Origin of the sequence: [Bacteroides] pectinophilus (assembly GCA_025146925.1) — a bacterium.
In the GTDB taxonomy this organism is placed as follows: Bacteria; Bacillota; Clostridia; order Lachnospirales; family Lachnospiraceae; genus Bacteroides_F; species Bacteroides_F pectinophilus.
The window spans coordinates 1,987,269-2,000,481 of the sequence record CP102260.1 but is presented as its reverse complement, the minus strand read 5'-3'; the positions used below and the strand labels follow the sequence as shown (position 1 = coordinate 2,000,481).

13 protein-coding genes are annotated in these 13,213 nt (G+C 46.1%); 7 read left to right on the top strand and 6 right to left on the bottom strand.

Features of this window, described 5'->3' with window-relative positions:
- The first annotated feature begins 75 nt into the window (after positions 1-75).
- The 4 genes from NQ488_09365 (at position 76) to NQ488_09350 (ending at position 4,758) form a co-directional block, all read left to right on the top strand.
- Positions 76-501 carry a phage holin family protein gene (locus tag NQ488_09365; GenBank protein UWN94786.1) on the top strand — a complete coding sequence of 142 codons (426 nt, stop codon included), beginning with the start codon at positions 76-78 and terminating at the stop codon, positions 499-501.
- Complete coding sequence (locus tag NQ488_09360) at positions 488-1,762, top strand: glucosaminidase domain-containing protein (protein ID UWN94785.1); 1,275 nt, start codon at positions 488-490, stop codon at positions 1,760-1,762. The genes NQ488_09365 and NQ488_09360 overlap by 14 nt, the downstream gene beginning before the upstream one ends.
- 166 nt (positions 1,763-1,928) lie before the next feature.
- Entirely contained in the window at positions 1,929-3,422 is a 1,494-nt protein-coding gene (locus NQ488_09355; GenBank protein ID UWN94784.1) for a recombinase family protein, read from the top strand.
- Entirely contained in the window at positions 3,364-4,758 is a 1,395-nt protein-coding gene (locus NQ488_09350; GenBank protein ID UWN94783.1) for a recombinase family protein, read from the top strand. Before NQ488_09355 ends, NQ488_09350 begins: the two co-directional genes overlap by 59 nt.
- A 1-nt stretch (position 4,759) precedes the next feature.
- On the opposite strand, the gene NQ488_09345 is transcribed toward NQ488_09350, so the two are convergent.
- From NQ488_09345 to NQ488_09320, 6 genes are all read right to left on the bottom strand, one after another.
- Positions 4,760-5,698, bottom strand: a complete 939-nt coding sequence (locus NQ488_09345; GenBank protein ID UWN94782.1) for a hypothetical protein — start codon at positions 5,696-5,698, stop codon at positions 4,760-4,762.
- 145 nt (positions 5,699-5,843) lie between these two features.
- Positions 5,844-6,671, bottom strand: coding sequence for a hypothetical protein (locus NQ488_09340; GenBank protein UWN94781.1), 828 nt, complete (start codon positions 6,669-6,671; stop codon positions 5,844-5,846).
- A complete protein-coding gene (locus NQ488_09335; protein UWN94780.1) occupies positions 6,668-7,060 on the bottom strand; it encodes a hypothetical protein in 393 nt (130 codons plus the stop codon). Before NQ488_09335 ends, NQ488_09340 begins: the two co-directional genes overlap by 4 nt.
- A complete protein-coding gene (locus tag NQ488_09330) occupies positions 7,020-7,721 on the bottom strand; it encodes an integrase (GenBank protein ID UWN94779.1) in 702 nt (233 codons plus the stop codon). The genes NQ488_09335 and NQ488_09330 overlap by 41 nt, the downstream gene beginning before the upstream one ends.
- Positions 7,699-9,576, bottom strand: coding sequence for a recombinase family protein (locus NQ488_09325; protein ID UWN94778.1), 1,878 nt, complete (start codon positions 9,574-9,576; stop codon positions 7,699-7,701). Before NQ488_09325 ends, NQ488_09330 begins: the two co-directional genes overlap by 23 nt.
- A gap of 132 nt (positions 9,577-9,708) precedes the next feature.
- The gene (locus NQ488_09320; GenBank protein ID UWN94777.1) at positions 9,709-10,092 is read right to left on the bottom strand and encodes a helix-turn-helix domain-containing protein; all 384 of its coding nucleotides are present in this window, start codon (positions 10,090-10,092) and stop codon (positions 9,709-9,711) included.
- 392 nt (positions 10,093-10,484) lie between these two features.
- Here NQ488_09320 and NQ488_09315 point away from each other — a divergent pair, with 392 nt between their 5' ends.
- The 3 genes from NQ488_09315 (at position 10,485) to NQ488_09305 (ending at position 13,160) form a co-directional block, all read left to right on the top strand.
- Positions 10,485-10,805 carry a helix-turn-helix domain-containing protein gene (locus NQ488_09315; GenBank protein ID UWN94776.1) on the top strand — a complete coding sequence of 107 codons (321 nt, stop codon included), beginning with the start codon at positions 10,485-10,487 and terminating at the stop codon, positions 10,803-10,805.
- A gap of 85 nt (positions 10,806-10,890) precedes the next feature.
- Positions 10,891-11,202 carry a hypothetical protein gene (locus NQ488_09310; protein ID UWN94775.1) on the top strand — a complete coding sequence of 104 codons (312 nt, stop codon included), beginning with the start codon at positions 10,891-10,893 and terminating at the stop codon, positions 11,200-11,202.
- A 227-nt stretch (positions 11,203-11,429) separates the two neighbouring features.
- Positions 11,430-13,160 carry a DNA internalization-related competence protein ComEC/Rec2 gene (locus NQ488_09305; GenBank protein ID UWN94774.1) on the top strand — a complete coding sequence of 577 codons (1,731 nt, stop codon included), beginning with the start codon at positions 11,430-11,432 and terminating at the stop codon, positions 13,158-13,160.
- Positions 13,161-13,213: the final 53 nt, after the last annotated feature.

Sequence of the window (13,213 nt, the reverse complement as noted above, 5' to 3'; positions counted from 1 at the left end):
AATTTCGGAATTAGGCAGCTTCCCATTACGGGCGGCTGCTTTTTTCATACAAAAATTTAGAAGGAGGACAAGACAATGAAGGAATTTTGGAATGCAGTACAGTTCATGTTTGCAGCAGTAGGCGGATGGCTCGGTTATTTTTTAGGGGGCTGTGACGGTCTGCTCTATGCCCTGATCGCATTTGCGGTCATTGACTACATTACGGGTGTCATGTGTGCAGTAAATGACCGGAAACTGTCAAGTGCAGTCGGTTTTAGGGGAATCTGCCGTAAGGTACTGATCTTTTTACTGGTGGGTATTGCAAACATCCTGGATATCCATGTGGTTGGGACAGGCAGCGTGCTGAGAACCGCAGTGATCTTCTTTTACATTTCAAACGAGGGTGTGAGCCTGCTGGAGAATGCATCCCATCTGGGACTTCCGGTGCCGGAGAAGATCAAAGAGGTTTTGGAACAGTTACATGACCGTTCGGAAAGTGAGGGAGAAGATGACGAAGAATGAATTTATTTCCAGTGTTGCAGGGTATGTGCAGAAGTATGCAGCAGTATACGGTATTCTGGTACATTCCCCCGTGATCGCACAGGCAGTCCTGGAATCCGGCTGGGGCGGGAGTAAACTCTCGTCCCGGTATCACAATTATTTCGGATTGAAGTGTGGCAGTAGATGGACTGGAAAGTCCGTGAACATGAAAACACAGGAAGAGTATACACCGGGAACACTCACAACGATCAGTGACAATTTCCGTGTATACGATTCGATGGAAGAGGGAATCAAAGGTTATTTCGAGTTTATCCAGCTGCCCCGTTACCGGAACCTGAAAGGGATCATGGATCCTGAGAAGTACCTTGAGACTATCCGTGCTGACGGTTATGCAACATCGTCTTCCTACGTGGAAAACTGCATGAAACTTATCCGCCAGTACGGTCTGACAAAATATGATGAAGGAGAAAAGAAAACGATGGGAAAGACAGCAGAGAGCGTATTAAACGTGATGCGGGGATGGCTCGGATTTAATGAATCCAACGGAAGATTCAAAGAGATCATTGACATGTATAACAATGTAAAACCACTGCCGAGAGGATATGCCGTGAAGTACAGTGATGAGTGGTGTGACACCTGTGTATCTGCCGCAGCAGTTAAGGCAGGGTGTGAAGAACTTATCGGCAGGGAGTGCGGTGTGGAAAAGCACATTGAGATTTTTAAGCAGAAAGGAATCTGGATCGAGGACGGCACGATCACACCAAAGCCTGGGTATGTGATCGCATATAACTGGGATAAATCCACACAGCCGAATGACGGAAATGCAGACCATATCGGATACGTTGAATCCGTGTCCGGCAGTAATATCACAGTCATTGAAGGAAATAAGGGAGAAGCAGTGGCAAGGCGTGTGATCCCTGTCGGATGGGGATATATCCGGGGATATGCCGCTCCAAAGTACGATGCAGCAACAGTAACACCCGTACCGTCCACACCTGAGAAGAGTGTGGAAGAGGTTGCAAAAGAAGTCCTGGCAGGAAAATGGGGCAATGGAGAAGAACGCAAGAACCGTCTGAAAGCTGCCGGATATGACTATGCTGCCGTACAGGCAAAAGTCAACCAGCTTGCAAAAGGTACATCCAATCAGAAATCAATTGATGCGGTTGCCCGTGAAGTCATCCGGGGCAAGTGGGGAAATGGTGCTGATAGAAAGAAGAGGATCACTTCTGCCGGATATGATTATTCCGCAGTACAGAAAAGGGTAAATGAACTCCTGAAATAAGGATATGGCTGATGGTCAGTAATGGCTGTCAGCCGTATTTTTTTCCTTTTATGCCAAGGAAAGAAAGGTGAAAGGTATCGCAGATTGTACTTGCTATTATTGGATTTCAGAGTGATATATAGACTACCCAAAGAGAAAGGAGTGGCAGAGCTTGGAGATTCAGATAATGGAAGGAAACAGCAGACAGAAGCGTAAACTTAAGGTATGCGCCTACTGCCGTGTCTCAACGGATGCGGATGAACAGGAAAATTCACTGGAAAACCAGATCAGGCATTATGAAGAAGTCATTACCAGTAATCCTGATTACGAGTATGCCGGGGTTTACAGTGACTTTGCCATATCAGGATTCAAGGAAAAACGTCCCGGTCTGCAGAAGATGTTAGCAGATGCCCGTAAGGGAAAAATAGACCTTATATTAACAAAATCCGTATCACGGTTCGCAAGAAACACCTCAATCGTTCTGGAAGCTACACGAAAGCTGAAAGAACTGAATGTTGGTGTTTTTTTTGAACTTCAGAATATCAATACCCTGTCAGGGGAAGGCGAGCTTATGCTTACGATCCTTGCTGCATTTGCACAGGCAGAAAGCGAGAGCGGAAGCGTTGGTGCAAAGATGGTGTACCAGAGAAAATACGAGGCAGGGATCCCCGTGCAGTACCTTGAACGATCTTTCGGATTTAAGAAGGATGAGCGGGGTGTTTATATTGCAGATGAAGAGGAAGCAGCATGGGTAAGAAAGATCTATGAGATGGCAGCAGACGGATATACTCCTGCATCAATCAAACGGTATCTGAATGAAAACGGGGTAAAGACCGTAGGCGGTGCAGAATGGATCGACAGCACGGTGTTCCGTCTTATTGAAAATGAGATCTACAAGGGCGATTACATCATGCATAAGCATTTTGTGAATGAAGAAAGAAAACTGGTCAGGAACAGGGGAGAAGTGGATGCGTGGTACATCGAGGATGACCATGAAGCCATTGTTTCCCCAAAACTCTGGCAGAAGGCACAGGACGCATTGGAAGCAAAAAGGGATTATCTTGCGGAAGGTTCGGTAATCGAAGAATTCACGGAAGAAAATTATCCATACATGAACAGAATCTATTGTGCCAGATGCGGACACCCGCTTTACAAAGGAATCTACAGTAACGGCAACAGGCTGAACTGGGGATGCAGTGGTACAAAGCGGTATGGGAAGTCTTTCTGTGAAGGAATAAACATTCCGGACGGAGTCCTGCGCGGGGCATGGCATTTCGATGAAAATATGTATATAGGGGAAAAACAGACAGATAAGGGGAAAAAGGAATTCACCTATCTGAAAGAAGCATCATGGAAAAGAAGGCATAAGAAGAAAGAGCCGGAGCCGATTCCTGAAAATACGGAAACAGAGTATCCGTACAGGGAGAAGATCTTCTGCGGATTATGCGGAAGCAGACTCGTGAGGCATGTAAACACCAAAAACCATAAGGTCATATGGGTATGCAATGGGAGAAAGCGGAAGGGGAAAGACTTCTGTGACGGGACAAGGGTTCCGGATATCATCATAAAGGGATGGGGAGAGATCAAAAAAGATATTTATATTCAGAGAAAGGATGAGAAGAATGGCAAGAAGCGTTACAGTTATACCAGCAAGAAGCCAAAAGGTGCGGACAGGGCATAAGGTGGTACAGGAAAAGAAGATAAGGGTGGCAGCCTACTGCCGTGTGTCAACGGACCAGGAAGACCAGCTCCACAGCTTTGAAGCACAGGTCGAGTATTATACAAAATATATCAATGAGCATGAGAATTATGAAATGGCCGGCATTTATGCAGATGAGGGAATCTCGGGTACAAATACAAAGAGAAGGGAACAGTTCAAAAAGATGATTGCAGACTGCGAGGGCGGTAAGATAGACCTTGTCATAACAAAATCCATCAGCCGTTTTGCAAGGAACACGCAGGACTGCCTGGCATATTCCAGAAAATTAAAGAACTTGGGGATCGGCATCATATTTGAGAAGGAAAACATCAACACGCTGGATTCCACGGGAGAGCTTCTGTTCACCATCTTAAGTTCCCTTGCACAGGATGAATCAAGAAACATTTCAGAAAACTGTAAATGGGGCATCCGCACGAAATTCAAGAACGGTGAGATGCATCTCAACACATTCAAGTTCCTCGGATACGATAAGGATGAGAACGGGAAGCTTGTCATCAATAAGGAACAGGCAAAGACAGTGAGAAGGATATACAGGGACTTCCTTATCGGAATCAATCCGGCACAGATCGCAAAGGAACTGACGGAAGAGAAAGTTCCGGGATGTCTGGGGCAGACAAAATGGTATCCAAGCACGGTCACAGGAATCCTAAAACAGGAAAAACACATGGGTGATGCACTTCTGCAGAAGACCTATACTGCAGACTTCCTTACCAAGAGACAGGTCAGAAACAACGGTGAGATCGCACAGGTCTATGTAAAGGACAGCCATAAGGGGATCATAGATAAGCAGACATGGAATGCGGTACAGGAAGAATTCGACCGCAGGGAAAAGTTCATGGAAGCGCACGGCACGGACAGGTACAGTTACGGTGCGGACTGCATGCCGTTCTGTGAGAAGGTGTTCTGCGGGGAATGCAAAAGCCTGTTCACGAGACATTCATGGAGATCAAGGGGAATCGTACAGTGGCAGTGCAAGAACCACAGAAAAGACGGGAAAGTGGCATGCACGAATGCCTACGTTGATAATGCAGACCTGGAAAAGGGATTTGTAAAAGCATTCAACAGACTGGTCACGGACAGGGATAAGCATATGGAAAGATGGCAGCAGATGAAGTCGGAGGGGACACCGCTTGAAAAGATCAGGGCGGGGCAGATGATGGAAGCTGTGGGAAATGAACCGCTTACCAGATTCGTCCCGGAGATCGCACAGCTTGTCCTCTGTGAAGTGACGGTGCTCGGTGCGAAAAAATATGAGTTCTTCTTTCTGGAAGGCAGCAGGGTAAAGGTTTCCGTGTAGCTCACCCGGAAACCCCGCTGTCATGAAGTCCGAACAGTTCCATCTGGCTGCTTTCACCGTCCGCATCCCCGGGTTCAGGAATGTCGGACGGTTCTTCTTCCATGTCCTTTTTATGCGGAAGTTTATGGGTATAAAGTTTATCCCAGGTAAGCGGATTACGGCTTTTTTTGTTGTAGTATATCAGTATGGCTTCCGCAAATCCGAGTGAGCCGGAACGCCTGTCCTTTGCAGTGCGGGCGAGTTCCTTGATGGATATCCTTCCGAGCTTTTCCTTAAATACATCATCTTTTATGGCATCACCGTAAGCGTTTAGGAAACGTGCCAGTCCGTTCATCATGTTTGCACTGAAGGACTGGGATGCCCCTTCCCATGTGGCTGCAATGAGACGGATGACATGGTCGAGCATATGGTAGCCGTATTTGTCGTGGATGTTTTCCAGGGTTGCGACAGCGCAGATACCGCCCGGTGTCGTGGTGGATGCGATGGTAAGGTCATAGGATTCCACCAGGTCACGGATGATGAGCTGTTTGTCATTGCCGGCCTCTATGTTTGCCATGAATATCTCATAAGGCAGCAGGGGCTTTACATATTTCATCTGGTTTGCAAAGATATCCGCTTCATGTTCATATCCGAGGTCATCGTATACCATGCACCACACGGGTGTCTCCCTGGATCCTGAAACGAGGGCAACGATCTCAATGGTGTGCTGCCCGTTGAATACATAGTTGATGCCGTTCCTCCGGCTGACCTTTACGGGATTTATCTGGTACAGATCAAAGTTGGCGGCAGCACGCTGGACATGGTGCTGTGAGAGGTTGCGCTGGTATTCCTGGTTGGATACGAGATTCCTGATAGGGATCTGTTCAAAGTGTACTTTTGGGACGAACTGCATCAGGTCAATGGCCTGTGGCGTTTGTCCGGCTGTCTGTTCTTCTGTCATCTGGATCATCCTCCTCAAGCTGCGAAAGCAGTCTGGTTATTTTTCTTGTTAGGTTTAACAGCTGCATCTTCACTTCACGCCTTGCATTAACTGAGGTGGAAGGAAAATCTGTAAGCTCCATGGTCCTTGATATGGTCTTTGACCATTAAGGTATCGTAAATTTAAGACTCTCGAGTTCCGCATCCGGGTCAGTGGCGGGCATCTGCTTTATTCCGGCTTCGGCACTTTCCTTTTCCCGTTTTATCCTTCTTGAGTCCGGTTTTCCGGTGGGAAGCCTCTGCCACCGGAGTTCGTGCCGGAGCTGGGAGTATCCGATGCGGTCTATAGATCCGCTGTCCAAGAGCCTTTTCAGTCCGTTGATATCCTCAATGGGAAGACGGGAGAGTTCTATGATATTTTCATGGGATACACGGAGTTTCCCGTTTAATATCTTTTCTGCGATCTCCGGGCTTTTCCGTTTCAGGTCATCGACCGCACGGGCATAAATATCATATTTTGTCACGGTGGAAAAACCAAAATTAAATTCATTGCCTATGATGGTGGCAATATCCGTCTTACGGACATATTTCTGTGACACCTGTCCGTCTGCATTCAGTTCCGTGCCAGGGTGTTTTTTCATGAATTCATCACTGGCGGTATTCATGTCCGCACGGAATAGTCTGCCTATCAGGTATTTTTTGTATTCCCCGGTAAGGTCTGTACGTTTGAGCTGTTCATGGCAGATAAAAGAGATTGCCTTATCACGGCTTTCAAACATGGTGCGCCGGATGTTGAAATGGATATCCCATTTCGTACAGATCTTATAACGCAGACGACCCTCAAGTATGATACCGTTCCATACACATACAGGCTCCAGGCATCCGTGGTCAAAGATGTTTTCTTCGAGTTCTTCCAGGTACTTTTCTTCCCTTGGCTGTATCAGCTCATCAAATTCCGGATCCGTCTGAAGTTCCGGGACTGGTCTGTTTTTCATACTGATTCCTCCGTTCGGGTCATATCATCTACAAGCACGCATTCATTCATGGAAAAGCTGGCAAGACATTCTTTTGGATTCAGTGCACCGTAGATACGGTAGCTGCGGTTGTCCTCCAGATATATGCCCGTATGCCGTAATGCCTGTAAAAGTTCCGTACTGTATAATTCGTAACAGTAACGGCTGTCGGCTTTAGTGTAGCGTACACGGTGGGCAAGGTAATCCTTACGCACACTTTTCCGTATGGCGATCATGCTGTCCTGTGGGTTTACAAGCAGCTGGATATACTCCGGGTCACCGAGCATATGGAGCGTGAGCTTGTGTATGCGTATCCTGTTCTTCTTTAAGTCAATGCATAGGACCGGCTTCAAAGAGGTTTCTCTGTTCATAATGCTGTTCCTCCTTTTCTGGATGTTCTGTTTTTTCTTCTTCCGGTTCAGCGGTGTTGTTTTCGGAGATGCCGAACACTGCATAACCGTCAAACATGTTGACCTGTAAACTGCTCTGGTGTTCCTCGACAGGCACACCGAACTGGTTCTGCCATTCTTCCGGATAGCTTGGCGTGCGGGACGCTTTTATCTTTCCGTCTTCCTTCTCCTCACGCACGAAGATCTCAGGCGTGGTGAGGTCAAAGACAAAGAGCAGTTCATTGTCTGACCGTATCAGCTTCCCAAGCAGTTTATAGCGGTAGGATGAATTCCATCCCATAAGCGACACAACCTTGGCAAAAAAGATACGGCAGGTGATCTGCCTTGGAGAGCGTTTTGCCGTTGCGGAGCACCACCGGAAGGAATCCTTCTCATCCTCCTGGCATGGACGCACCGCCAGTTTCTTTTCATCCGGGTTTACGAGTATCTGCACGAAATCCGTATCCGGCAGCTTTTTTATGCATGCGGTGTTTACGGATACCTTGCTGGAATTAAAAGTAAAGGACGGTTCGTAGGTATGGGCGAAGAACTCGCCGCGGACGACCTGATACCCGTCATAGCTGAAAGCATCATCCTCGGTCACGGGAATGGTATTCTTTTCATCGTTTGTCTGTATGTTCATCTGTGTTCTCCTTCATATCTGACATGATCTGTTTGATATTCTTTTCGATGTCATTTTTACTGGTGACCTGTATATCAGTGTCGTTGTATGTTACCGGGGCATGGGAGGTATCCGGGTCTTTACGTCCGGTGAATCCGGCAAGTTCCTCTGCCTGTGCGTGGCTGTAATAATTGCTCCCGAATGTGTCTGCCCAGTCAGGCGGATAGGCTCGGACATTTCTCTGCTGGTTGTCCGTAAAGGGTTTTACGGCCGGATCCGCATCCGGTGCACCGACCATGTCATTGGGGATGAATATCTCCGGTTCGGAAAGGTTGAAGAGCAGTACGGCATCATTCCCGCTGCCACGCTTTACCCCCGTGATGCGGTAACGGCAGTCATCGTTCCAGCCGAGGAGGGAATAGAGCGTGGGAAGAAATGCAGTCCCGCTGATCTCACGTGGAGAGTTTTTGCCGTCTTTCTTTTTAGACCACTGCATGGCATTCCGGCAGTCTTTCCCCGCATTCCTTACGGCAAAGACCAGTTTCTTTGGATGTATGAGCAGTTCCACAAGCGTGCTGTCAAGTTTGCGGACGGCAGGAGCGGAAAAGCGGATATCTCCCTGGCTGAAGGTAACGGTTATACGGTCCGTGCTGTCAAAAAACTGTGAGCGTGCGATCTCATATCCACGCAGGTCAAATTCACCGGATTTTACTTCCACATGACCGGAAGACGGGCCGGACTGTTCCGTGCCGTCATAAACACTGGAAGATGCATTCATGTAATCCGTTTCCTTAAATCCCGCCCATCTGGGGTTGATGGATACAAACCCTTTCAGGACACCTCCCGGAATGACCTTCAGCTGCGGAAGAATCCCTTTGTTCCCATATTTGGCATTGCTGATCAGTCTCTGGACCGCAATAAAGTCATCCCTTGATATGATGGCTTCGTGATGGTCGCGCTTCCGGTACTGTGGACGGTTCTGCATATTCTTCTTTGATTTGTGGTTAAGGTAATTCGGAGTATAGGTCTTATGTGCAAGGACATCACCGCAGTGCCTTTCGTTCTGCAGTATCTGAAGGATGGAACCGGGAGACCATACGGTGTTCCCTTTTTTGGTCTCACAGCCGAGTTCCGTCAGGGTATCGGCAATCTCCTGACAGGTGCATCCGTTTAAGTACATCATAAATATGAGTTTTACGATCTTTGCTTCCCCTTCATTAATGATGAGGTTTCCGTCTTCATCATGGTCATATCCGAGGAGTATCGGTGTAAGGAAGATCCCCCTGCGGAAACGCATCTCAATGGATGCATTCATGATCTCGCTCTTGGTATGGCTTTCTTCCTGTGCAAGTGTGGCCATGAAGGAAAGCACCATCTCACTTTTGGGATCAAAGGTGTTGAGTCTTTCCGTTTCAAAGAAAACACCGACAGGATGGGGGAGTGAGAGAAGCTCCCTGACATAGCCGATGCAGTCCACCACATTCCTGGCAAAACGTGATACGCTCTTGGTCACGATGAGATCTATCTGACCTTTTTTGCAGTCTTCGATCATCAGCTTGAACTGGTCACGGTGCTGGAGTGAGGTGCCGGAGATGCCTTCATCCGCATAGATCTGCACCAGTTTCCAGTTGGGACTCTTACTGATGACATCATGGTAATGGTTCTTCTGCAGTTCATATGAGGATGTCTGTCTCGGATCATCCGTTGACACCCTTGCATATACGGCAACACGCTGTTCATTTTCCACTGCAAATATATCTTCCTGCGGAAGGGCAGGGATCACGTCAAGTTCATCCGGGTCGATACCTTTATAACGTTCCCTTATCTTACTTTTCTGGTCGGCAACTGAGCCGGCTTTCTGCTCGTTTTCGTTCATGACTTACCACCTTTATTTCTGTGCTGGATTTTATTATAAAATTTTCATGCTGAAATAAAATAGACTATACGGACAGCCATATCCCTATAGTCTATTTCAAAGAAAATTTATTTGTGTGAAAATAGTGTGCCTTTATCTGTGCCTGTCACTGGAAGCAAGCTCCCAGCCGTTTTTGTGCATGGTTTCAAGGCTTGCCTTTATAAGTTCATAGATGAATCTTTTCTCATTTTCCGAGCAGCCCTCCATGAGCATATCGATGTCTGTCTGGTATGCAGCCGGATTGTTCATCTGCACTCCGGCAAGCAGTTCATCCACGGTAATGCCGAGGGCATTCACGATACGGATGATGGATTCCAGGCTTGCTTTCCTTTTTGCATTTTCAATGTGGCTTATGTAGGAGACGGAAAGGTCGGTCATTTCTGCAAGCTGTGCCTGTGAAATATGATTCAGTTCCCTTACTTCCTTGATACGGTATCCTATCTGCCTGTGGTTGACAGATGTCTGCGTCTGATTCATAGATTGTACCTCCTGTTTTCTTTTTCTTACGCAAGGTAAATTATCCATCAATGAGTGCAAAAAAGTTGTGTAATTTAATGAAGCGTAATGGAGTAAAAGAAAAACAGGGGGATGGGAAAGTGCGAAATATGTCGAACGATTTTTATTGAAGGATACTGATGCAGATGGTATGCTTATAACTGAAACAAGACGATATAAGAATGATGGAAACAAGGAAAATCAAGGTTCTGTCATGATACAAAACTGAACTGCATAAACCTGCCGTTCATATTTTTTTACCCAGATACTCCATTGCACTAGAGTAAATTACGAAAGAGATATGGTTCTAATAATTCTTCTGCTTAACGGTTACAATATGTATATCGTACAGATAGAAGAGAGGTGTAATTTACTTGCGTACAGAGGAGTACATACCAAAGAGGGTAAAAGAATTATGCAGTAAGCATAAAGTCTCCAAATACAGACTTGCACAGCTCACGGATATGTCGCAGACAGCGTTGGCAAATATAATGAATAAGAAGAGCATACCTACAGTACCGACCCTGGAAAGGATCTGTGATGCATTCGGAATTTCAATCGCACAGTTCTTTGCCGGAGATGGTATGCGGCCTGACCTGACGGATGAGCAAGGTGAATTATTGGAGATATGGGATGACTTAAATGCGGATGAACGCAGAATACTGATGAACTTCGTAAGGACGCTGAAGAAGTAAGGGGAAGCAGTTTGATTGTATCTGACAAGACTGGCTTCCCTTTTTCTATGCATTCCGGTGACCACGGAAAGTGATGAGGATGTATATGAGAGTACAGGATGAGGAATTCAAAACAATGATCTATGATCTGATGAACGGACATTATGATCTGGATAAATTTGATTGTGAGGAAAGCAGTGTGGTAGAGAATGAATTTGAAGAAGGCAGATACTGTGAAAAACTCTACAGTGAAATGCTTGCAGCCTATGGAAGGATATGCCAGAGACTGCATGAGCAGTCCGGCGAGGACAGGGACGTGGAAATCATAATAAACAATCTGCTGGACATGGGCAGATACCAGAGCATGAAGATGTTTAATTATGGGGCATTCTTTACTGAAAAACAGAATCAGCAGTAAGACGGAACACAAAAAATAGTGTGGCTACGGTTTGACAGTCACGCTATTTTTTGTTACAAATATAGTGGTGTTATACGATGCGTATAACAGAGAACCGCAAAAATGGTTTTGCGTGATTATACAAATCTCAAGAATAGGCAAATCTGGGGTGTTCAAAGGGGGTATATCCCCTAGTGGGCTATCCCCCTTAGCGTTATATGCTGACTATCCCTTTATAATAAGAAGTTATGCCATCTATATTGGACAGGAAAAAACCTCAGACGGGTGTTCACATATCAATTATAGGGATGACGCTTTACAGGATCCTGCGCCGGGCAGGCTTAAGGTTTGGCGGTGCATCGGTAATAAGCTGCATAATAATTGCCGGCTATGGAATTATGACCGGCAATGCAGTATCGGCTGTAAGGGCATTTGTAATGTTTGCTGTAAGCTGTGGTGCGCAGGTGCTGGGAAGAAAATATGATATGGCATGTTCTGCGTCGCTTGCATCAATATTGATTCTGCTGGATATGCCGCTGATGATTACTAATAGTTGGTATCTTCTTTCTTTTGGCGCAATAGCTGCACTGATTAAAGTGAATCCGGTTATATATGAGACCGGGGAATGGCTTGTTGACAAGGCTGCATCACTGAATGGATATGCAGACGGATATAAAGGTAAATATAAAGCCGTGATAAAACTGCTTATGCAGTCATTGTCTGCAAGCATAAGTGTCAGCCTGGTGACGGTTCCGGTGTTACTGTTGTCATTTGGGGAATTTCCACTTTTATCAATATTTCTTAATCTTGCAGTCATACCGCTAATGGAATTTGTAATGGCAGGAGGTATAATTGCCGGAATAGCCGGAATTGTTAATATATATGCCGGCAGATTTGTAATGGGTGTGGTACATTATACGCTTCTTTTATTCAGAAAGATGTGCGGGATATCGGTTGCGGCAGAGTGGTCGCATATAATCCCCGGAAGGCCGGGATTGTCCAAAATCATCGTCTATTATATGCTGCTTGTGGCATTAACAGCCCTGCACACATATATCAGGCATAATGCAAAAAACATCAAAGACGGAGGTATGTTCAGCTATGCGGTGTGCGTGATCGTTCCGTTAATGGCACTGCTTATGTTTTTTAATCCGGTGAGATATCTTACGGTGCGCATGATGTATGTGGGGCAGGGGGACGGAATATACATAAGAGTCCCGGATGGCATGAATATACTTATGGATGCAGGAAGTACGGATAAGAAGAAACTTGGCGAATATACGCTGGTTCCGTCGCTTAAAGCGGGAGGAATCCGGTCTGTTGACTATGCGGTAATAAGCCATCTGGATGAAGACCATTATAATGGCATACTTTATCTTGTGCAGAACCAGAATATAACCGGAATCCGCGTACGCAGCATAATTATTCCGGAACTGCCTGATGATGATACATATTGGACAATCGTGCGCGCAGCAAAAGATAATGGTACTAACATAATAAATGCATACTGTGGCATGAAAATAGAAGCGATGAATGGGCAGTTTGCATTGGAGTGCATCGCACCGGATTATGTGGATATGTACAGTGATAAAAATGAGGGATCGCTCATAATGCAAATGACATATGACAGATTTGCAATGCTCTTTACCGGGGATGTGCAGGGAAAAGGTGAAGAGAATCTGACTGAAGTTCTCAATGAAGCGGCTTCAATGTCTTCCACCAAAAAGCCTGCAGGCTTTAACATCCTGAAAGTGGCCCATCATGGTTCGTCAGGGTCGACAACAGATGAATTCCTTGAACGTGTAAAACCGGATGTGGCAATGATTTCTTGTGGAATTGATAACAGATACAGACATCCGCACAAGGAGACAATCGACAGGCTGCGTGTATCAGGAGCGGGTATTATAAGGACTGATGAAAGTGGCGCAATAACCGTGAAGACAGATGGAAAGAAGTATGGAGTGGAGGTCTTCAGGTAAACGGGATATGATGGACTTAAATAACGACTCATACCCCGCCCTGATATGAGCAT